Below are 20,382 nucleotides of genomic sequence, written 5' to 3'. Positions count from 1 at the left end.
TCAATCAATAATTACCTGACTAATAGTTTCTATGTTTGTCAGTTAAAGTAAAAATAATCGCCTTGTTTTGTTAACGCAAGGATGGGAAATGTTGTTTTTATGAGAAAAACAGAGCGTTACTGGTAACAAAATGGAGATGATATAATTTAATCTGTTGATCTGAAGAGGGAAATTCATTCATCAAATCAATTTAACCCTGCAGAAAGGATGCTAAAGATTATCCAGATAAATTGATATAGATCAGTTCAGAAGAATAGATAGAGATAGCAATGCAAGGTGCATCCAAGATTGTCCGGAAAATAACCGCTTCTACGACCACTCATGAGATGTTGATGTAATATGCACTCAGAATTGACGCGTAAAAAAAGGGGTTACCTTTCGGTAACCCCTTTTTCATGTTTGGCGGAAGCGTAGTCCGCCAAATTAACGTCCAAAGACGCCAGAAATAGTTCATTTTTATCATTAATAAACAATATGTTGTCAAAAACAATTGTTCGAGGACGTCTTGCGACATCCGAAAAAATCTGACATTTTATGCAGTACCTTATGCATGGCGGGTTGTATGACAGGATTTAACATATGCCAAAGAAAGCCAAAGAACTCACCGGACTGGCTGTTGCCAAGCTAAAAACTGAAGGCTCTTATGCGGTTGGTGGCGTTGACGGTTTGTATCTCCGGGTCCGGGGTCAGTCACGTTCGTGGATACTTTGCGTTGCTATGGGGGTAAGAGTAAATGCTCTAGGAAGAACCGTTCCGAGACGTTTAAACATGGGTCTAGGCCCCTACCCTGAAGTTTCATTAGCAGAAGCGCGTGATAAAGCTCGTGAGCTGCGTAAACAAATCCGTAATGGCATTGACCCTCTTGCAGAAAAGCACGCCCATAAAGCGCATCAGGAACGTCTGGCCCACAAGAACAAATCCTTTGCTAGCTGTGCTGAAGACGTTATCGCAATTAAGACCAAAGAGCTAAAGAACCAGAAACACATTGCCCAATGGCGGTCCACGCTGGAAACGTATGCTTATCCTGTTATTGGTCAAAAACCCATCGCTGAGATTACAAAGACTGACCTATTAGCGATACTTGAACCAATCTGGTTAACAAAAAACGAAACTGCCAGCCGTCTGCGTGGTCGCATTGAAGCGATCATTGATTACGCAAAAGCGAAAGAATACTTTGAGGGCGATAACCCTGCTTCATGGAAAGGTATGCTTAAGCCCCTCCTGCCAATGCCAAGCAAGGTTCAGACCCAAAAGCATCATGCTGCATTACCCTACAACGAGATCGGTTCGTTCATGACCGAACTACGTAAACGAGCAGGCATTTCAGCGCGAGCACTTGAGTTTTCAATACTGACAGTTTCGCGCTCTGGTGAAGTCCGTGGCGCTGAATGGTCAGAAATAGATCTGAAGAACAAAACTTGGACCATCCCTGCCAGCAGAATGAAAGCCAGCAAAGAACACCGGGTTCCGCTGTCTGATGCAGCCATTATCCTGTTAAAGGATTTACCGCGCTTTAAGGACAATAATCTCGTATTCCCTGCCCCAAGAGGTGGACAACTATCTGATATGTCATTGCTGGCTGTATTGAAACGAATGGGACATAGTGGTTTAACACAGCATGGCTTCCGTTCAACTTTTCGTGATTGGGCTGGTGAAACCACAGACCATCAACGTGAGGTAATTGAACATGCGCTGGCTCACCAGTTGGCAGATAAGGCTGAAGCAGCATACCAACGCGGGACGCTATGGCCTAAGCGTGTAGCTTTGATGGATGAGTGGTCAAAGTACTGCTTTGTTACTTTCTAACTATTCTGTTTGAAAACACCATAAACAAAACCCCGCACAATATGCGGGAATGACACGAAACAGGACGTCTGTGGACATGGTTTGAGTCAGGTTTGTGGTCAGAAGACGCGATAGAGCTTCAGATGATATATAAGGAAAGCAACGTCGTCCGTGCTGCTTATACACACAAGGCAAAACACCTCGAACAGCGCCGCCTGATGCTCCAGTGGTGTGCTGATTTCCTTGATGTAAACCATATCAGTGTGGTCAGGCTATTTGAGTTTGCTCACATCATATCAAGGCATGAAAGCCAAGGATGGCTTTGCCTTATACAGTAGACATACATAATACAAGGATTTAATCTAGACAAGTCAGTCATAGTAAAGAAATGGAGTTTGTAGTGATCATTGAATATGCAGTGGAAAAAGAAACAAAACAGATCATGCATATTGATGATGTTCCTAATGGAGCTAAGTGTAATTGCATATGTAAGTCATGTAATGATGAATTAATTGCTCGCAATGGTGGAAAATTAAAAAAACATCATTTCGCCCATAGAAATCTTATTGAAAATCGTGCTTGCCGAATGACACAGTTGCATTTAGCAATGCAACATTATTTTCTTAGCTTAGATGTATTAACAATACATCAAATGACTTTTACGTATAAGAATCACACGCTAAAAACACCACTAATAAAAACCCAAATACTAGCCGCAGCCTTAGAACACAGAATCGGAAACTATGTGTCAGATGTCTGCCTTAACACAGATACTGGATTATACATCGTCGAGATCTGCGTAACACACAAATGCGAGCCTGAAAAGGTACGTTACTATAAAAATAACAAAATAAATTCAGTAGAGTTAGTGTTTGAATACTCTGAAGATATCGAGATAGAAGAATGGCATCAACGTATTAAAAACAATCAAGTGCCCAATGAATGGTTTTATTACTCTGAATGTATTAAAGCGATTGAATGTCATGAGTCAGCTGTCGAAAAAGAAATAAATGAAAGACGTTCAAGAAGATTAAAAAATACACTAAATTCAATCAACAAAACACTGGAAAATAAAACCATATTCCTACCAAGTATTCATGAGAGTATAACTTATGAAGAATCTAATGAAGTTTTTACTGAAAGCTTCTGCCTTTACAAAAAGAAGAATCGTGCCGTTGATGAAATATCGGTTATACAAAAAAAAGATGATTGTGTTATCCTACGTGGAGACACCTTGCATAAAGGTAAAGAATTTCATATATGGATAATATATTTACTAAATGAATTTGATTTGAATCTGATGGATGATTTTGATGGAAGTGTGATTATAAGATTCTATCCTATAGATAGTAACAAACCTCAATGGCGCTGGTTGAAATATCCATCACTTGAAAAAGAAAAATCACGACTACGATCTCAGTTCATTAAAAATTGTAAAGAAAACATACACACAAAATCCCTAACAATTCATATGAGCAATAGATTGAAAAATCGCTCATATGAGTATTTAGACATGACCGATGAACTATTCAATAGAGACTACAGTACATGGAATAAATGGCTTATAAACAATAACCTATTTACTCCGAGCATGCAGAGGAAGTGGCCCAAATTACCTATAATGCTTAAAGAAATGAAAGAATCACCCAGCCTGTGGATGTTCCAGAGATGGTCAGTTTTAATAATTAGCATTATGCTTAACATAATAGATAATATACCAAATGGAAGTGGCATTACTGTTTATAACATATTTGATGAAATGAGTGACATCCTACCTCTCGATCCTGAATTTATATCTTTAGAAGCAGAGGCAATCGCCAATAAGGAAACCATTCAATTACCTCATCGCCATCTTATTTTTAGAAGAAATATAATCCATGAGACTCTGAAACCTTTGATTGATAGAGGTATATTAATAACTACTGGAGATATTATCATTAAGAAAACACCACTACGGAAATTATTTTTACAGCCCGTAGAGTAATATAAAACATTGAGAGAAAGCTTTAAAATTCATTAGCGACGTAGTATATTGCACACAATATCGTCAGGGAGAACATCTAATGTCAGTAAGTACTACCATGTCAAATATCAACAGACTACAAAAAGACATTGCTAATTTACAAAAACAACTATCCGACGAGCAACGTAAAGAAGCTCAACTTTCAGGAAAAATAAATCAAATAGAACGTAGTATCACTAAATCGACATCATTAAGCACCTTGAACTCAAAAATGTCAGAAATCAATCGTTATAATAACGACGTTTCAAAGTGTAGTTCTAAAAAAGCAGATATCAATAAAAAAATAGCAACCAAAACTGGAGACTTACATCGTTATCAAGTCCAACTCCTTAAAGAACAAGATAATGAGCAGAAAAAAAGGATTGCAGCTCAAAAGAAAATTGAAAAAGAGCAGTTAGATCATCAGAAAAAAATCACAAGGGAGTTGGAATCACAAAAAAGAGCAATATCTTCAAGCCATAATTTTAATCGTCAAATTATCAACAAACCTGATGAGACAGAAGATATTCTAGAGAGTTATGATGTTTTTATCTCTCATGCAACAGAAGATAAAGATAGTTTTGTCCGTCCCCTTGCTGAGTTGTTAAAAGCAAAAGGGATAAATGTATGGTATGACGAATTCTCTTTAGGTTGGGGTAAAAGTCTACGTAAGACAATCGATTATGGATTAGCAAACTCTCGGTTTGGAGTTGTTGTTTTATCTAAATCCTTTATCAAAAAGGACTGGACAGAGTATGAATTAAATGGTTTGACTGCCAGAGAGATGAACGGTGAAGACCAAATAATACTACCTATCTGGCACGAAGTATCTAAGTCTGATATCTTAAAATTCAGCCCTACACTAGTAGATAAAATGGCATTAAATACATCGATAAATACCATTGATGAAATAGCTGAACAACTTGAGTCATTACTTAAATGAAATAAATATTTAAACAAGAGGGCCTAACGGCCCTTTCGTTTTCCCTTAAAGGAAACTCCCCCTTGGAGAGAATGTATATTCCCACATATGGGGCAACCAAATCAGCCCCAGTGGAAGTAAACTGTTCGTAATGCCGCCAGTCACCTAATTACATGTATATAATCTTCTATCTGGCTCTCTACAGTTACTTCCACCATTATTACATTCATTTCCTCGATATCTTGATACTTCTATTTGTTTTAAACGATTAGGGTCGTTTGGACAAGAACAACCTCCGGTATCTTTATTTGGAACATAACACTTTCCTTCAACAATAATAAACATCCTATTTACACTTCCGCCCCCTTCTTTCCACACACCATTAGTGCAAGATAATATAGAACCATCAACTGCCCGCCCTTGTAAACCATTAGGAGAACATCCATTTCCAGCATAGGCCACTCCATTTAGTTGAAGATATTCTCCAACTGTTGTTCTACCACCTGACACAACCCCACCAGCACCATAAACTTGTCCAACAGCATCAATATTTCCAGTAGAGTGAACATATCCACCATAAACACCTGCCGCTGTTTGAATATTTTTACCTGCGTAGGCAGTTATGGTATTCGTGTCCGTCATATACCAACCGCCTCCATATTTCTGGAAGTAAATCCCTCCATCCCCCATAGTTCTGAACCAGTTCTGCGTGTAGGTCTCCCCTCTGGACGTTATGGTTGTTCCTGATACGCTATTATTAGAATTTAAATTGCCATTGACTTGACCATTGCCAGCTACGTTCAAATCAGAGTTTAATGTTGCCACACCGCCAACATCTAATTTTGTACCTATCGCCGCTGCCCCGCCAGTTCGTAATACCTCCGTAGTTATGGTTCCCGCTGCCGCTATATTTCTGGCATTATTTATGTCCTGATTACCCATGTTTAAATTACCGGTCATAGGTAATGTGCCATCACGACGCAAATACACTGAATACATAGAAGAATCGTATCCAACACGATACGCCAGCAGACCCGCTGCAGTGATATTATTAAAAGCTGATGATGTTTCTGTCCATGCGCCATGTAGACCTGATACTAAAGTAGCTGATTGCGTCATTCCACTATCAATGCCAGCGACCTGCATAGACTTTCCTAACAAATCATAACGATATTTTCCGCCTTCCAGCCAAGGCGATGTTGTTGTAATCAGACCATTGATAACAAAGTTAGGAGCTATTCCTGAACGTTTTAACACTATCTTGTAAGAAGACTTTTGCATGTTGATACCTGTATAACTCACAGGCAGCAATCCTTCATTCACCAAAGTCTGATATGTAATTTCACAACTATTACCAGAACATACCCTTGGCCCCGGATCACTGGACTGACTGCTACTTGATGAAAGAGTTGATAGTTTGTCATAGTGGATACTTATATAGCGATTTACCGCCTCTCCTATCTGTTTTATCTGATTACCAACAGTATCAGCCATCATGTTTTCCTGATTAGTTTTCATGTCCTGAAATTTTACGAACGCCATCACTGTTCCAATACCCAAAACTAATGTCAACTCCAATAAAGAAAACCCCTTTTGATTTATTTCTTTCATTTTTATCATCCTCTTTGACCCTATAATCGATTAATTAACAAAAATAAAAAATTGGTCAATGGACGTTGTGTTATTTATGATAAAAACAGATTATTAAAACCCAATAGTATTTATTATGGGTATGAAATGACATCAGTCATTTTTAATTGACTTTTTGCTATGCCATTCTGTTAAAGGCCCATAAACTCAACAAGCCAATATTTATACTCCAAGTTATAACGTTTGCACTCATTAAGATTAATGCGGTATTATCCAGTTCACCAAATTGCACATTCATATCCTTATTATTTAATAATAGCACAGTTGTTATTCTTGTCTGCCAATCATATCTGCAAGGAATCTTTTTCCAAGTATCTGAAGCTTTATCTTATCTTCAGCGCTCACGCTTTGAAAATATAACATTAGTCCAAGCACAAACTCCTTATCCACATCTTCTATTTTACTTCCAGCCGCTTTAGCTACTTCGGCCCCAAGGATGATCTTCAATCGAGTCTCAACACTCTTCGATAAAGATTTTTCTTTACTCTTAAGACGATTTAAACGCATCTGCGCCGAAGCTATTTTTTGCTTAATTGTTTTTTCTGTTCGTTGTTTTCTACTGTTATCAGTATCACTCATAATTACTTATCCTTTTAGTTCTTAAAAATATTGAATACAATTAAAAAAGGTAAAGGTCAAATCATAGGCATAAGGTTGAGCAGCACCAGATGATTGTTCCAGACAATCACCTGCTGAACAGGTTTGCCCTGTTAATAATGGGATTCATCCCGAAAAATGGTGATTTGGTTTTAAAAACATGATGTCAGTAAGCTCATAATAAAATTATGCAACACAAACGAGTGCAATCGCTAACTTAAAATATCTAATACTCTCCGCGTTACTTATTTTATCAAATCAATGAAGACAATTTAATCTGTTATCTTTTTATTCTGATTTCTGTTCTTAACCTGTGAATTGTGCAACACATAAAAGCATCTGTTATTTTCACGATTTTATCTCAATTCCACTTTCCCGCCTTACGGCGGGAGAGAAAAGAACTCCATTTGCCCTTACGGGCGCTCTTTGAAAAAACATTTAATATAAATACGCTACCTAAGCCGTTCATCCGATTCTAGCCCTGTTAATTTCACAACCTGTAAAACTAGCGTTATTATTAATAATATAGAAAAACTTAAAACATTGTCGTTATTTTTAGCTCCTTCAGGAGATATAAAAATAAAGCAATGCCCACCTATACACTCACTTCGTGAGCGTGTGGGGTCTACCGACGGTTGCCTGCCGCAGGCTAACACCGTTTCCTTCGGAAACAAGGTCAACGTCAACACCAGAGTTTTTCTTACGAAAAACTAAAACCAGCATAGTCACATTGGAGATTTATATTTTGGTTTGATATTTAAATTTATATTGAGGTTCTTTTTATTGTATGGCTATTTTTCATCTTGATTTTAAAATTGTGAAACGTTCAGAGGGCAAATCATCCGTTGCTAAAGCTGCCTATCATGCTCGTTGCAGAATCACAGATGAAAGAACGGGTGATACCTATGATTATAGCCGACGTACAGATTTATACGGGCATTTCATATTAGCTCCTGCTAATGCTCCTGCACACATCATAAAAGACTCTGCAGCATTGTGGAATGAAGTTGAAAGAGTCGAGCGTCAAAATAACGGACAAACAGCCCGTTATTTCGATGTTGCTATTCCTGCCGGGTTAAACAATGACGACAAGAAAAAACTTGTTCTTGAGTATTGCCAGAAAAATTTCGTTGATAAAGGCATGATTGCCGACATCGCTTTTCATGATCTTGATAGCGACAACCCACATGCTCACGTTATGTTGACATTAAAAACTATAGGCCCGGAAGGTTTTGGTAAAAAGGAAAGGAGCTGGAACGACAGAAAAATGTCTGTTTTATGGCGTGAATCATGGTCAGCTATGGCTAACAGCTACCTCGCTGCCGCTGGTTCATCAGAACGTATTGACCATCGCTCTCTCCAAGCCCAGCACGAAGAAGCATTAGAGAAAGCAGCAGTTGCTCTGTATAATGAAGAAAAAGCTCTATGGCTTGCAAAAGCCGCTGAAACAAACCGTCCTCCAATGAAACGCATCCCCAGTGCCAAATGGCGTAGTAAGGCGGCTCAGGAACAAAGAGCCACAGAACAAGCTGTTCGTGACGCTGCCAAGCAGGAAGCAGTTGAAGTCTACAAAACATTCAGCGAACTTGATCTTGAAATCGTCATTGATGTCAGAAGCTTTACGATTACACATCTTGCTGAACCAGAAGAAATCGTATTACCAAAAACGCACTCCGGCTCTTCTACTCATGAAACACAAAGGCCTGTATTGGTAGCACCAGTTCCTCATAATCGTGTGCGTGGTGTTAAATCTTACCGTGATAAATCCAAAGTCAGTAAGGTCATTGCTGGTAAGAAACCATCGGCAAGTATTTCTGATTCTGGAATAAATACTATTCTGAAAACATCCTCCTCTCAAAACCCAAACAGGGCATCCAGAAGCGCCCCTGAACGTGGCAAGAGGAAACAGGCTACTACACGTCAAGATAATATCTTTAAACGCTTCACAACTCTTGTCATAGATTTTTTCAAGCAGAAGTTTGTATGGGCTAAAGCAAACAAATTCCAAATTGATCTTATCAGTGAAGAACATGATAAACGTATTGCTGAAAACTACGTCTTTGACGAGGTATTAGGCCGTCATATCTCTCGCACTGAATATGAGAAAAAAGCCAAGTTTAACCAAGATGACTATAAACCAACACCGGATGAGATCAGCCGTTTCCCAAGCAGCCCTAAGAACGAACAGCCGGAAAGCGATCATCGCATGGATCTCATACCACATGCCAGCAAAGATAAAGCCCCACGTATGAGGCCACGGGGATATAGAAAATAAAAGGCCAAATTTAGATAAGATAATGTCAATGAATTCCAATAAGAAATTTCAAAGCCGATTTCCATCGGCTTTATTAAGTAATGTAAATATATTTTACCAATCTTCTCTTTCTTTTTTCTCAAGAGCATCCCGATAACGCTGTTGCTCAACAATGCTTAGATTGGGATCAGATAGAACACTCCGCCCCTTTACAGCAATATCGTAGTCAACTTGAGATTGTGTTTCATACTCTTTGGTTGGTTTAGAATAATCAGGTTGCGATGCAGATGACGGCGCAGAATAACCAGAATATGTTTTACTCCCAAAGCAACCGATATAAGCCAACAGACAGGCAAACAAGAAGAAAAATGTCCATGCGGTGTTGTATCCGTTAAGCGTATATCCACTTCCATACACATCTGAAAACACGGCATGAAATCTGGTGGCATAGACAATCAGGAATGATGAAAGGATAATAGTCCGACTTTTACCAACAGTTAAATTCTTACGCACGAATTTAACTGTTGATACCAGAGTAACCATAAAAAGAGCGATAGCAACACATACCAGCCATATAGGAAACAGCCCGTATTTTTGCGTAATATTCTGCGAAACCGTCACCAATGACAGCACCAAGAAAGCGTTAAGTAGAAACAGTCTGACCGCCATCGATACCTTCACGCTCTTTTGTGTCTTTTTGAGAAAAAGCACCGGTGTAAGTGATGGTATGTTTAACAGAAGCCCCAAGAAAACCACTATTATTAACTGAATCATATATTCCTTCTATTTATGAGTGTGTTGAAGCTCCAGCCTATTTGCACTCCACTTCAGGTGCATGTTTATCCCAGAACCAGTAAGCATGCACCATGAAGTGTATATGTGTATAGCAGCTATCTAACTACGGTATCAAGAATAAGCTCATTGGTTTCAGGATCGTAAACGTTAACTTCATCCTTAATCACAGTCGTATGAATGGTATTGTCACTACCATCGACCTTAGAGATATGAAGATAAGATTTAACAAAGAAGCCAGCATTACCTCCTTGTCTACCTATGGCAGCAAGCTTAGCAGATACTTCGCGAGCTTTGTCATCCGGTACGCCAACTACACACCCACGTAAAGAATCATCTGTAGTGAAGCGGATTCCACGTCGTTCGATTGTTAAACCGCCGTTCATATTACATGAGGGCGCTTCATAGCTATAACCCTTCTTCGTCATGTCATAGCTATCACGTGTAGAAAACCAACTAGTAGAAGTTTCTATAGATTTTTCACCACTTTCTGTTTTGAGAGCATTTTTGTCTGCCAGTTGCTGACTCAAATTAAAAGTTGAGTAAGACAATATGTTTTTCAGATTTTTATATTGCTCAATTTTTTCTTTTATTTTAGGAAGTTCTTCTTTTTTAATATCTTCTTTGGCAAAGACATCAGTCGTATTGTTCCACTTAGAGCTAAAGAATCCCATCAATTCATCATCGCTGAACTTACGTGGTGCTTGCGCAAAGTAAATGTAATATATATCATTCTGTGAGATGACTTTATATTCAGAATCAGGAATATTCCTCAACATATCATCATCTGCATTAAGTTTCTCTTCATACTTATCACGCCACTCCTTTTGAGATACCGTAGGTTCACTTTTACTACGTGTTAGTCCTTCAAGAGAAAGTTTAATGTCAGTAACAAATTTATCGTTTTCTTTTTTTATATTGTAAGTGAAATTATCTGAAAATGAAATCCCATAGATTTTATCAGATGTGAACTCTATTTTAGCACTACATGATAAATCGTCTTTACCTGTGCCAGTTAGCCTTGCGTTACTTACTTTAACTTTATCGGTAGTTCCGAATCCTTTTGAAAAATCATCCGAACTATATTTATAGCTAACATCAATCCTTGACGCTCTTCTATTGTCAGAAAGTTGTTCTACAGAGTTATATCTATCAATAAACGGGGAATAGTTTAATGGATTACTATTTAAGAATTCAATACTCCCCTCTCTGAAGCTATTTTCTATCTGTGTAATAACATCTGGTCTTTTGCAAATACCATCTGCTTCTTCACTTGTAAGCTCAGAAATATTTTTATTTTCAACAGCTTTTTCACAACCAGTCAGAACAATAGAAAATCCTAGAACCATTACTAATGACTTACGCATAATTATTCCTTTAAATGATACAGCAAATACCTTCAAGTATTTTCTTGATATAAATAATGTCTCGCTTTGACATTAGAAACCGCTAGCTTTCCAACCATTATTAGTTTTAACTAATATCGCAGTAGCTTTCTCAGATTTGTCGATGCCTTTGACCCCAGATCTGGCAAACGCGTCCTTATCAACCCAGTTTGGGATATCTGACAATTTCCATGTATATGATACCCGTGTTACTTTTTGACCACCTGCGTCGCTGGGTTCAGTCCACTCTTTTATTTCATCCACTGTTCTAGTACCTACGCAAGCCCCATGCTCCTTATCCCAAAATTTCGCTTTAGCACCTTTATCTGTTGCTGATAAGGCTGCAACACGGGTAAACGCTTGTTGTTCGAATTCAATATCGATTAAGCCCGATTTTTTAAGTCCTTCCAAGATAGGACTCACATCATTTCCTCGAACATTAACTCTGACGAAAACTCCGGGTTCGCTGAAGCTTTCATAAGCATTACTGTTATTTTCTTTTGTATTAAAAGAATAACAAACAGGCTCCTTACTAATTTTGTTATTTATCGTTTTCTCAAAATCTCCCTTATCTCCACAACCGACAAGCAAAATAGCCCCGACGGCCACTAACGATATTTTATGCATTTTATTAACCCTAAATTAATGATTGATAGTGCCATTTCTCAGAACAACCAGACGAACTGGCATATCGGCATTGTTGACGGTAGCGAAGCCACGAACTTCGAAGTTGTTGACTGTTCCAGTGACACTGACTTTCTGACCTTTTTTGTAAGTCAGAACCGTATCATCAAGGCCAGAATAGTAATCAATCCAGACCATACCACCACAATAGCTTGTATCGGCTGTTTTGAATAGCAGGTAATAGTTAGGGGTTGACATGGGCATTCCCGTCATCATATCGCTGGTACTTCTGCCCTTCGTAACCTCGAGAACAGTGGCATTGATGATAGAGATCCTTTTGCCAGTCCATTTCTTTTCTGCTGCCATTGCATTTTCTTCATAGTCTTTGCAGACAGCACCAAGACCAGTAATGGACGTTGCTGGACCACTATCCTGACCGGAAGCTGAAACCCCCAGCGCTTTATCAACGGTGCTGTCCAATGATGACAGTGAAGAGTTAATTGCCCCGTTAACGCTATTCACACCATCGTTGAGCTGTTGGCATCCAGTAAGAAATGCCAGAGAGACCACCAGTGGTAAGAAGTTATGTCCTTTCATTTATTCCTCAAAGATTTAGTCTGATTTGTCTCGCCCGATCTAAGTATTCTTGCCCGCAGATCAGGAATCATCTTCTAATCAATTGATAGGATTGAATTATTTTTGTTGTTCGTCATATCGTTTAAATCGATCGATACAAAACAAACGATAGTTTAAAGCTATCAAATAATGATTATCGATCGATATGAACAATTAAAACATCGATCGATAATCAGATTTCAATCGATTAAAACTATCAATAGTGATTTATCGATCTTTTGTATCAATTAATTGGGAGTGATGGGAAATATTCGATAGCCACAGTTGTCCTGCTTTAGCTAAATGATCAAGGGATAAGGAATGAAGCAGCACACATGATTTGTTCTGATACTTTTATAGGTGGAACAAAACCTGTCTACAGCGATCTGAAGCAGAGGAAAATGTCACAGACTTGACCTAAGCCGACATGGCATAGCTTATACCCCTGCTGCTCGGTGATACCGCACGAGTTTTATCACTTACCGATTTCTGGTTTTACTTAAAAAGTAATATCTTTCATGAAGTTAATATCATAACAGCAGCAGTGGGATGTTCAGGTCAGAGCATTAATGATTTTACGGTTTCTTCACTGATCTGACTGAGTTCAGAAATCAACCTTCTGTAACTACTTAACATTCGCTCCCTGTCCAAATCGCCTTCGCCCTCTGACAGGAAGAAATAACCGTAATCTTTAATATTGATGCTTTCGCCGTTTTCCAGAATAAGCTTTATTCCATTTTTACTTTCTTCTATATCGTTTACGATACACGTCATCAAAGGGATGTTTTCATTTGATTTAAAGATACTTATTGTTTTTATTTTTTTCATTACACGCCTTCCTTATTTTGTCTGTTATGTAATTAAATATCATTTATCACTGAGTAAAATCAAATTTAACTCACCATGCGCAGCATGGATTACTTCTTGGTTATCATTCTGTTTGAAAAAAAATATTTATCTTATGAGCTAATGCTCATGTGCTACCGCACGGCTACGCCCTGACACTGATATGAAATGAGATTTAATGTTCAAAGTATTATACTAATATCGAAAACCGATCATGTGCCTGCACATAATATCTTATTCTCGACATATGGCATTTGCTCTTAAACACATTGGAAAACTATATTTTCAGAAGCAGCACTTCGTGATTGTTCAAAACAATCACATTGCTGGAACAGGGTTCATCCCTGTTGATGATGGATTTATCCATGAAGAATTGCGGCGATAGCCGCTATGAGGTAAATGGGAAACAATTTCAACTTTAATAAGATATCAGCAGCGCTTAGTGATTGTTTCAAACAATCACTTTGCTGAGATATAAATTGAAGAGAAGAAACCAATGAAATAAAAAGTAGAACTGTACCCCAAAATACCTCTGCATAGTTGTTCTCAGCTTCGCTAATTGAATAATGAAGAAGAAAAATGCTCTCAGGCCAGCTATAGCTTAAAACCAAGTACCGACATCCGGGAGTTAAAGTCCCGAATCCCGGTACTTAAGTTGATAACTATTCTCAAATAAAAATGATATAGTGTTATTTATATATATATGTTGTAGCACTACAAGTTTCAAAATTAAAATCATTAAGTGTTAGTTATTTTAAAAAACATAAACTTTAAGTATTGACTTGCACGCAAAATATAGTATTCACTTAAATATATAACTAAAAAATAAAGGAGTAAATACCATGATAGAAAATAAGATACAAACTGAAGTAAAGAAATCAAGAAGAGGTCTCCCACGTCATACTAAAAACCCATTTCTTAATGATACAAGTCTACATACAAAAACTGGCGTTAGACGTATTACTACAGGAAAAGATCGACTAGCATTAGTTAATGAAAATACTGGAGAGCAAGTTGGTAATGGCGGTTTCTATCAGGCTATAGAGGTTGATAAGACACAGTTCGTGAAACTTTATGTTGACGGAGTATCTGCTATTGAAGGACTGTCTTCATCGGGTAAAAAAGTTTTCAAGATCCTTTATCTTGCTATCAGAGATAATAAGGATACTGACACTATCTTGATGTCATACGATATTGTTGATCAAGATGTCGTAAAAATATCCAGAACAACATATTTCAAAGGCATGAAAGAACTTGCTGACAAGAAGTTTATTGCAGAGACCATGATACAGAACTATTACTTTATTAACCCCGATTACATGTTTAATGGTGATCGTTTAACATTTATGAAAACATATTACCTTTCAAAGATTGATTCTAGCAAATCTAATAAATATAAAATCAAAAAATAAAGTGTTATCCACATAAAACAATAAATATAACTTGATAACAAAACCAACACGCCGGAAACCGTTATTAGAGAAATTGGATTGCAATTGATCGCAGAAGGTCGAGTGTACAATCTATCGAAATGTTTTAAGAGAACTCATACTTGTAAAACACAAAGTTAAATAATGATTTTTTTGTTTAAATATGCTATAGAAGAGAGTTGGTCAATTTTATAACCTTTCAACTATAGGATATACTATGACAGCTATTGCACTTTTGAATAGTGAGAAAGAACCCCATATTATCGCTGATACTTTGCTAAACACAGATGGACCAGATCTCTCTCAAAAAAAAACAGTTTGGCTTCCTGCATTAGGTGAAACATGCAGTGAATGGACTACTGATAACAAAAGATGGCATATCACCAGATTGGGAAGAAAAACATTTATATTACCTAATAGATCAGGACTATTAGCTTTTTCAGGCGAATGTCGTGACGCATTTAACTTTTGGTGTGATTTATCAGCAGATTTTCTCAATCGTTCTAATTATGAACCAACTAGTAACATAACCAGAGATAATATTGACAAACTCCTATTAAATAATCCTAGAAGTCATTCTTTTTCACTATTAGGTATCGTAAGAGATAATGATGGAAATCTTTCCCCATTAACTCATAATAAATGCAAAGAGATAATAACAGATAATTTTGGCAAGTGTTATGTTTCAGGAACTGGAGCATCTTTATTGGAAGTCATTATTAGGCGACAGGATGAGTTTATCAACTCTTTGGGTGGATGGTCGGATAGTATTGTAATATCAGCAACGGAAGATCTAGCGGAACACATTTCATCGCAAATGCTTTATAGTGAGTCTGACATATGTAACGGTGAAAGCGCAGATACTTCAATAGCTAAATATTGTGGTGGATTTTATGAATGGTATTTCATAAATAATGATGGTGTGAAGCCATTGAAATCAAGGATTGATTTACATATTATTTTAAAGGCAGATAGTATGGTTATTACCAGATTATATTACTCAGAGCAATGCCAAAAGAAGCCAGATAATGCTTCATCTACTTTTTCAGGGAAATACCCATTACGCATAATATGTTTCTCATCATCATTTATAGAAATATCATACGCGTCACTATTAACTAAAAAACTTGCATTAACTTTTAATCATGCATGGGGAACACAAATTGATTCAACATTTGATGGTTATGAAAATAATCCTAATTTTGTTTCAAGATTGTCAGGTATCATTGATGGTAATACGGCTGACATCATGTTTGGTTCACCCATTGAAGCTAATAGAATTAGATTGATTGTCAATGATGGAAAAAATGTATCTATTAGAGCATTTATAAACAAACACTATTCCAGAATTCATTTTATTAATGATAAAATCACTATAGAATTTAGCCAAGAAATAAATGATTATATTTTAGGAAAAGCTGATTGCTCAGGAAGTAATTTATAAGCGCCATTAAGTCCTGCTAAAATTTCACCTCAAATGAAGTTTTAGCAGTGTCAGAATTTAATGATCATATAGTGGTATCAATAGTATCTTTGATAACAAACTGAATATATACTATTTTAGCTTCGAAGTTAATCTGTCCCATAAAGATATTTTTTTACCAGTAGATGATGAGTTAACCCATGACGGATTCATCAGATCACTTGATAGTAAATATTTATGGTCATCCTCATCAACAACTACAGCATTTAACTTATCAGCTATCTGCAACATCTTACAATAAAGCGCCTCGTCTGGATGCTTAGTCGAAATCCTTCCATCATTCCAATCAAGCCAAGGTTCATCGTGTTCACTTTGACCACTCCAAATAGCATAAAAATCACCGTTCTTATGATCTATTGATAGTTCGTCATCACTATCAACAAGCTGAAGCCATTCTTCACTACTTATTGGATCATTTGCGCTATCGAACCAATGTTCTGTTCTTACTATGTGAAGTTCCCAGCCCATAGATACCTCCGTTGCTTGATGAAGATACATTATTATGACTTTCTATTATCAGTCAATGAGATCCGCCGGTGATACTCGATCACGCCCCATTTTCTCATGCAACTGTTGTAATCTCTTAGCCCTCAATTTCTGAGCCTTTTTCTCACCAATCTCCTGATAGTATTCTTCCCGGCGCTCCGCGACAACTTGGCGGAACTTCTTCAAAAGCTGCTCCAATGTTTTGATGTCGGTAGTAGCCGCTTCAGCTTGGATTTTTTTATACATATATATTACGTGAAATTCATCAATCATATTGGTTCTCTCCAGTTCATTATAGGATTATTTCCCTCTGCACGAGGGAATATTGCCATTTTTCAATACTGATTCACCGTCATTTTTAACTTCCAATAAATACGCTCATCAGCATCATCCGGTTTTATGTTTTTCAGTACAAGTTCAATAATATGCTCTTTATGCCAGTATAAAATCGTTTCCTTTAACTCATCCATATTGATCTCAGATACATCTTTGCCTCTTCCGCTTTTAACATAGTCTTCAACTTCACAGGCAATCAAAACATCATAAAGTATCTCTGATAACACCTCCCCAGTTAAAATATTCATGGCTGTTTCAGACTGTTTTTCAGAGATGCTATAGATCGTTTCGCAATATCCCTGTAATACATTTGAAATAATGTTTATTGTCACTTTATTGCTTTCATTTAAAATAATCTCTTTCATACTGATTACTTTTATTAAGTTAAATATTAGATAAATATCGAGAAGGTATTAATACTATTTATTAGATACTATTTTTATGATTACAGAACCATATTCCAGATCCATCTCATCATACAGTGTCTCATTTACATAACGATTTAAATCATCTAACAAGGTCTTATCATTCATGATTTCTTCGACAGAGCTACCTCTCAATGCGATAAATATATCCAAGCTCTCTTGGATAAGATTCATTACTTTAGGTGTTTTTTCACATAACATACTTACGATTACTGACATATCATTCTTCATCTGTTTTTCCCTTCTGTTTATAGTTGGCCCTTTGCGGGGCAAGATTAGTTCTTACTTTCTAAAGTTATCTGAATACCCTACCAGCAGGGCTGCTACTTGTTCAAAGTTGACCTGATTAATATCACCGCAGTTTCCTTCTTGTGTGGTGAATCTTTTAAAGTTGTTCTGAATATGGTCAATCACATAAATAATAAATGGACTCATAAAAACCGGATCATCTAGATAGTCATTGGCATCTCCATCGCCATTCACTTCCATGAACATATTCCAACTTGCGGAAAACGATCTACAAGCCAGATCATAAAACAGTTCTGTTGATTTATTTTCAATAATATTTTCTTTAGCCATGTTTATATCCTCATTATTAAATGCTTACTTTATTCATTTCGTTTTACATTAGCCCCTTGCGGGGCCGAATAGATGACGCTATCGATTATGTATATAAAATATAGTGACTCATCACATGATGTATCTGCCTCAGATTGACAAGCACTTCATCAAAATATACGTTTTTAATCGATGCTTTATATTTATGTTTTTTCAAGAACTCATTAAAATCTTTCTTGCCGTTCTCTATTATTGATTTTAAAACACCGTCCATATAACCATCGTCTTCAAGGTTATGATAGAATCTTTCCCCCATATACTCATTCATACACCGCAAATAGTAGTCATATTCTTCGCCACTTTTTAGAACAAAGTATTTTGTATCATCATTGCTAACATGTATTTCTATCTTTTGTACTTTCATTTTTGCTTCCTCTTTTATGTTATTTATTATTTCTGCGTGAATCGGAAATGGTATTTTCAATCCATGCTTCAATCTCACTTTCCACAAAGGCTACAGATCTTGCCCCTATGATTACCTTATCCGGGAATCGGCCTTCCTTGATAAGCTCATACATTGTCGTTCGACTAAATCCGACTCTTCTCAGAACTTCTGGAACACGGATTAATCTTTTACCTGCGATTTCATTTCTCATTTGCCTTTTCCTCTGTTGTTTCGACAAGAGCTATAATAGGAAAAATTGAGATCACATGATGCAGATATTGGAAAACAAGATTTTTTTAGAAATTGGCGGGGGATGATTTTCGGGGAAATTGAAAATTTGTGGATTTCGCTGGTTTTGAAAAAAGAGGCGCTTGCTTAGCAGCAGCCCCTCACTGGTTTTGAAGCAATGGACTACCGCTTTCACTCCTCTTTTTCATTCATTCTCATAACATCAGCAACTTTTGTATTGATCATGTCATCGTTTTTACTTAAGTAGACGTTAAAGGCCTTTTCGAACTCACGGTTAAGCACTTTATCGGCAAACGGTTTATCAGTATCTTTGATATTGGAACCACCTCTGATCGACTCTGATGAATCTGGATGTAGAAGACGAGCCAACATCTCATACGAAATTTTGACGTTTTCTCTCTTTGCCCAGAACAGCAAGTCCAACATAGGGATGGTCTGGAAGTTAATCAATTTTTTGATTGTTGAAATCCCGAACCTTGAAGCTCTAGCTTGAGGTTCAGGGAGATCATGAGTCCTACGCCATTCAGGAAGCATACGCTTCATATGCTCTATCACTTCTTCATCTGTGAGCGCTCTGAGGTTAAGTTCAAGATACAGCGGTGTATAAGAATTAAGCTTTTCAATATCGGTCAACCGCCACTGCCCTACATTTGCTGATTTAGGCGAAAGAGCACCACCATCGTTAGGTCCCACACGGGTAAGTATCTTTATATCACTCAACCTATGTGCATATTTCGCCACATCAAATACAGTCATGTGCCTGATATGCCTTTTAGCATCTGCAAGCGGGTTTTCAACAGCTTGTCTTAATGGGTAATCTTTACCGTAAACTGGAGCTGGTTTATCACGCTTGCTTGCCAGCAATGGTTGCCCAGATAAAATCTTGGTTTCGTTATCCAGATGGATTTGACGGTACATCCAGTCGCTTTCATCAATCTCAACAGCAAAATTGTGCTCAGCCATTTCTAACCGGGCAATCACTTCCCTCTTCAGATCGTTGACAGTGATCTCCTGCAACACATCATAGTTACTCAGCTTGAACCATGATTTTGCAGCCTTCATGACTTCACTAGCTTTCATTTTCAATTACCAGTTAACTTTTTTAGCTGTTTTAACCGACAGAACAATTAGTTGTCCAGTTAAGCGTCACGAATACACGTTTGTGACCTAAGGATGTTGCTTGGTTAATCTGTATAGGAAGAGAAACAGGTAGGGGCCTTTCTCAGGCAAGAGCGGAGTGTTTAAAATATTTGTTGCGGGTAAATACCAGATTTTAGATACAAAAAAGCCCGTTTACACGGGCTTTTAATGCAATACTTTATGCAGTACAAAATCAAAACCAACCATTAAGCTATTGATTTTGTTAAGAAATTGGCGGAAGCGTAGAGATTCGAACTCTAGAACCCTTTCGGGTCGCCGGTTTTCAAGACCGGTGCCTTCAACCGCTCGGCCACGCTTCCAATGAGGCGCACTATAAACATCCCGAACGGACCTGTAA

The 20,382-nt window shown here is 37.4% G+C and carries 21 protein-coding genes, 1 tRNA gene and 1 pseudogene; 7 read left to right on the top strand and 16 right to left on the bottom strand.

Going from position 1 to position 20,382, the window contains the following annotated elements; all coding sequences use genetic code 11:
• Positions 1-579 precede the first annotated feature (579 nt).
• The 4 genes and pseudogenes from ACVXHP_RS01865 to ACVXHP_RS01850 all read left to right on the top strand — a co-directional run bounded on the left by ACVXHP_RS01865 (position 580) and on the right by ACVXHP_RS01850 (position 4,730).
• Positions 580-1,806, top strand: coding sequence for a tyrosine-type recombinase/integrase (locus ACVXHP_RS01865; RefSeq protein WP_200006898.1), 1,227 nt, complete (start codon positions 580-582; stop codon positions 1,804-1,806).
• A gap of 11 nt (positions 1,807-1,817) precedes the next feature.
• Positions 1,818-2,123, top strand: a pseudogene (locus ACVXHP_RS01860) (hypothetical protein); the annotation flags it as partial.
• A 62-nt stretch (positions 2,124-2,185) separates the two neighbouring features.
• The gene (locus ACVXHP_RS01855) at positions 2,186-3,769 is read left to right on the top strand and encodes a hypothetical protein (protein ID WP_200006900.1); all 1,584 of its coding nucleotides are present in this window, start codon (positions 2,186-2,188) and stop codon (positions 3,767-3,769) included.
• 79 nt (positions 3,770-3,848) lie between these two features.
• A complete protein-coding gene (locus ACVXHP_RS01850) occupies positions 3,849-4,730 on the top strand; it encodes a TIR domain-containing protein (protein WP_200006902.1) in 882 nt (293 codons plus the stop codon).
• Positions 4,731-4,874: 144 nt separating this feature from the next.
• Here the strand turns inward: ACVXHP_RS01850 and pilV are convergent, their stop codons facing one another.
• Both pilV and ACVXHP_RS01840 read right to left on the bottom strand, forming a co-directional pair.
• Positions 4,875-6,320, bottom strand: coding sequence for a shufflon system plasmid conjugative transfer pilus tip adhesin PilV (pilV, locus tag ACVXHP_RS01845; RefSeq protein WP_447570751.1), 1,446 nt, complete (start codon positions 6,318-6,320; stop codon positions 4,875-4,877).
• Between the two features lie 306 nt (positions 6,321-6,626).
• On the bottom strand, positions 6,627-6,938 hold the full coding sequence (locus ACVXHP_RS01840) for a conjugal transfer protein TraD (protein ID WP_200006906.1): 312 nt from the start codon (positions 6,936-6,938) through the stop codon (positions 6,627-6,629).
• A gap of 805 nt (positions 6,939-7,743) precedes the next feature.
• On the opposite strand from ACVXHP_RS01840, the gene mobQ reads away from it, so the two are divergent.
• Positions 7,744-9,231 carry a MobQ family relaxase gene (gene mobQ / locus ACVXHP_RS01835; protein WP_200006908.1) on the top strand — a complete coding sequence of 496 codons (1,488 nt, stop codon included), beginning with the start codon at positions 7,744-7,746 and terminating at the stop codon, positions 9,229-9,231.
• A 93-nt stretch (positions 9,232-9,324) separates the two neighbouring features.
• Here mobQ and ACVXHP_RS01830 read toward each other — a convergent pair whose 3' ends face one another.
• The 5 genes from ACVXHP_RS01830 to ACVXHP_RS01810 all read right to left on the bottom strand — a co-directional run bounded on the left by ACVXHP_RS01830 (position 9,325) and on the right by ACVXHP_RS01810 (position 13,454).
• Positions 9,325-9,984, bottom strand: a complete 660-nt coding sequence (locus ACVXHP_RS01830; RefSeq protein ID WP_200006910.1) for a hypothetical protein — start codon at positions 9,982-9,984, stop codon at positions 9,325-9,327.
• Between the two features lie 116 nt (positions 9,985-10,100).
• Positions 10,101-11,369, bottom strand: a complete 1,269-nt coding sequence (locus ACVXHP_RS01825; protein ID WP_200006912.1) for a hypothetical protein — start codon at positions 11,367-11,369, stop codon at positions 10,101-10,103.
• Between the two features lie 72 nt (positions 11,370-11,441).
• Complete coding sequence (locus ACVXHP_RS01820; protein ID WP_200006914.1) at positions 11,442-12,014, bottom strand: DNA-directed RNA polymerase subunit beta; 573 nt, start codon at positions 12,012-12,014, stop codon at positions 11,442-11,444.
• A 15-nt stretch (positions 12,015-12,029) separates the two neighbouring features.
• Positions 12,030-12,608 (bottom strand): hypothetical protein, encoded by a 579-nt coding sequence (locus ACVXHP_RS01815; protein ID WP_200006916.1) that lies wholly within the window; start codon positions 12,606-12,608, stop codon positions 12,030-12,032.
• A 576-nt stretch (positions 12,609-13,184) separates the two neighbouring features.
• Complete coding sequence (locus tag ACVXHP_RS01810; protein WP_200006918.1) at positions 13,185-13,454, bottom strand: hypothetical protein; 270 nt, start codon at positions 13,452-13,454, stop codon at positions 13,185-13,187.
• 860 nt (positions 13,455-14,314) lie between these two features.
• Between ACVXHP_RS01810 and ACVXHP_RS01805 the strand changes: the two genes are divergently transcribed.
• Both ACVXHP_RS01805 and ACVXHP_RS01800 read left to right on the top strand, forming a co-directional pair.
• On the top strand, positions 14,315-14,884 hold the full coding sequence (locus ACVXHP_RS01805) for a replication/maintenance protein RepL (RefSeq protein WP_447570750.1): 570 nt from the start codon (positions 14,315-14,317) through the stop codon (positions 14,882-14,884).
• Between the two features lie 235 nt (positions 14,885-15,119).
• Entirely contained in the window at positions 15,120-16,346 is a 1,227-nt protein-coding gene (locus ACVXHP_RS01800) for a hypothetical protein (protein ID WP_200006922.1), read from the top strand.
• A gap of 111 nt (positions 16,347-16,457) precedes the next feature.
• On the opposite strand, the gene ACVXHP_RS01795 is transcribed toward ACVXHP_RS01800, so the two are convergent.
• The 9 genes from ACVXHP_RS01795 to ACVXHP_RS01755 form a co-directional block, all read right to left on the bottom strand.
• Positions 16,458-16,853, bottom strand: a complete 396-nt coding sequence (locus ACVXHP_RS01795; RefSeq protein ID WP_200006924.1) for a hypothetical protein — start codon at positions 16,851-16,853, stop codon at positions 16,458-16,460.
• Positions 16,854-16,901: 48 nt separating this feature from the next.
• Positions 16,902-17,144 carry an H-NS family histone-like protein gene (locus tag ACVXHP_RS01790; protein WP_192465014.1) on the bottom strand — a complete coding sequence of 81 codons (243 nt, stop codon included), beginning with the start codon at positions 17,142-17,144 and terminating at the stop codon, positions 16,902-16,904.
• 62 nt (positions 17,145-17,206) lie between these two features.
• The gene (locus ACVXHP_RS01785) at positions 17,207-17,572 is read right to left on the bottom strand and encodes a hypothetical protein (RefSeq protein WP_200006926.1); all 366 of its coding nucleotides are present in this window, start codon (positions 17,570-17,572) and stop codon (positions 17,207-17,209) included.
• Positions 17,573-17,626: 54 nt separating this feature from the next.
• A complete protein-coding gene (locus ACVXHP_RS01780) occupies positions 17,627-17,863 on the bottom strand; it encodes a hypothetical protein (RefSeq protein ID WP_023302109.1) in 237 nt (78 codons plus the stop codon).
• Between the two features lie 51 nt (positions 17,864-17,914).
• Positions 17,915-18,211 (bottom strand): hypothetical protein, encoded by a 297-nt coding sequence (locus tag ACVXHP_RS01775; protein ID WP_447570749.1) that lies wholly within the window; start codon positions 18,209-18,211, stop codon positions 17,915-17,917.
• A gap of 85 nt (positions 18,212-18,296) precedes the next feature.
• On the bottom strand, positions 18,297-18,614 hold the full coding sequence (locus ACVXHP_RS01770; protein WP_200006930.1) for a hypothetical protein: 318 nt from the start codon (positions 18,612-18,614) through the stop codon (positions 18,297-18,299).
• A 19-nt stretch (positions 18,615-18,633) separates the two neighbouring features.
• Positions 18,634-18,846 (bottom strand): helix-turn-helix transcriptional regulator, encoded by a 213-nt coding sequence (locus ACVXHP_RS01765; protein WP_200006932.1) that lies wholly within the window; start codon positions 18,844-18,846, stop codon positions 18,634-18,636.
• A 209-nt stretch (positions 18,847-19,055) separates the two neighbouring features.
• The gene (locus tag ACVXHP_RS01760; protein WP_181596880.1) at positions 19,056-19,964 is read right to left on the bottom strand and encodes a DUF6387 family protein; all 909 of its coding nucleotides are present in this window, start codon (positions 19,962-19,964) and stop codon (positions 19,056-19,058) included.
• A 292-nt stretch (positions 19,965-20,256) separates the two neighbouring features.
• Positions 20,257-20,344, bottom strand: a tRNA-Ser gene (locus ACVXHP_RS01755).
• Positions 20,345-20,382: the final 38 nt, after the last annotated feature.

The organism is Citrobacter freundii complex sp. 2025EL-00176, assembly GCF_053309355.1.
Note: the sequence above shows the minus strand (reverse complement) of the source record. Positions and strands in the feature narration are given on the sequence as shown.

Bases quoted from the DNA above. Each gene is read 5' to 3' on its own strand.
- ACVXHP_RS01865 (WP_200006898.1), top strand. From the start codon at position 580: ATGCCAAAGAAAGCCAAAGAACTCACCGGACTGGCTGTTGCCAAGCTA.
- ACVXHP_RS01850 (WP_200006902.1), top strand. From the start codon at position 3,849: ATGTCAGTAAGTACTACCATGTCAAATATCAACAGACTACAAAAAGAC.
- pilV (WP_447570751.1), bottom strand. From the start codon at position 6,320: ATGAAAGAAATAAATCAAAAGGGGTTTTCTTTATTGGAGTTGACATTA.
- ACVXHP_RS01840 (WP_200006906.1), bottom strand. From the start codon at position 6,938: ATGAGTGATACTGATAACAGTAGAAAACAACGAACAGAAAAAACAATT.
- mobQ (WP_200006908.1), top strand. From the start codon at position 7,744: ATGGCTATTTTTCATCTTGATTTTAAAATTGTGAAACGTTCAGAGGGC.
- ACVXHP_RS01830 (WP_200006910.1), bottom strand. From the start codon at position 9,984: ATGATTCAGTTAATAATAGTGGTTTTCTTGGGGCTTCTGTTAAACATA.
- ACVXHP_RS01825 (WP_200006912.1), bottom strand. From the start codon at position 11,369: ATGCGTAAGTCATTAGTAATGGTTCTAGGATTTTCTATTGTTCTGACT.
- ACVXHP_RS01820 (WP_200006914.1), bottom strand. From the start codon at position 12,014: ATGCATAAAATATCGTTAGTGGCCGTCGGGGCTATTTTGCTTGTCGGT.
- ACVXHP_RS01815 (WP_200006916.1), bottom strand. From the start codon at position 12,608: ATGAAAGGACATAACTTCTTACCACTGGTGGTCTCTCTGGCATTTCTT.
- ACVXHP_RS01810 (WP_200006918.1), bottom strand. From the start codon at position 13,454: ATGAAAAAAATAAAAACAATAAGTATCTTTAAATCAAATGAAAACATC.
- ACVXHP_RS01805 (WP_447570750.1), top strand. From the start codon at position 14,315: ATGATAGAAAATAAGATACAAACTGAAGTAAAGAAATCAAGAAGAGGT.
- ACVXHP_RS01800 (WP_200006922.1), top strand. From the start codon at position 15,120: ATGACAGCTATTGCACTTTTGAATAGTGAGAAAGAACCCCATATTATC.
- ACVXHP_RS01795 (WP_200006924.1), bottom strand. From the start codon at position 16,853: ATGGGCTGGGAACTTCACATAGTAAGAACAGAACATTGGTTCGATAGC.
- ACVXHP_RS01790 (WP_192465014.1), bottom strand. From the start codon at position 17,144: ATGATTGATGAATTTCACGTAATATATATGTATAAAAAAATCCAAGCT.
- ACVXHP_RS01785 (WP_200006926.1), bottom strand. From the start codon at position 17,572: ATGAAAGAGATTATTTTAAATGAAAGCAATAAAGTGACAATAAACATT.
- ACVXHP_RS01780 (WP_023302109.1), bottom strand. From the start codon at position 17,863: ATGAAGAATGATATGTCAGTAATCGTAAGTATGTTATGTGAAAAAACA.
- ACVXHP_RS01775 (WP_447570749.1), bottom strand. From the start codon at position 18,211: ATGGCTAAAGAAAATATTATTGAAAATAAATCAACAGAACTGTTTTAT.
- ACVXHP_RS01770 (WP_200006930.1), bottom strand. From the start codon at position 18,614: ATGAAAGTACAAAAGATAGAAATACATGTTAGCAATGATGATACAAAA.
- ACVXHP_RS01765 (WP_200006932.1), bottom strand. From the start codon at position 18,846: ATGAGAAATGAAATCGCAGGTAAAAGATTAATCCGTGTTCCAGAAGTT.
- ACVXHP_RS01760 (WP_181596880.1), bottom strand. From the start codon at position 19,964: ATGAAAGCTAGTGAAGTCATGAAGGCTGCAAAATCATGGTTCAAGCTG.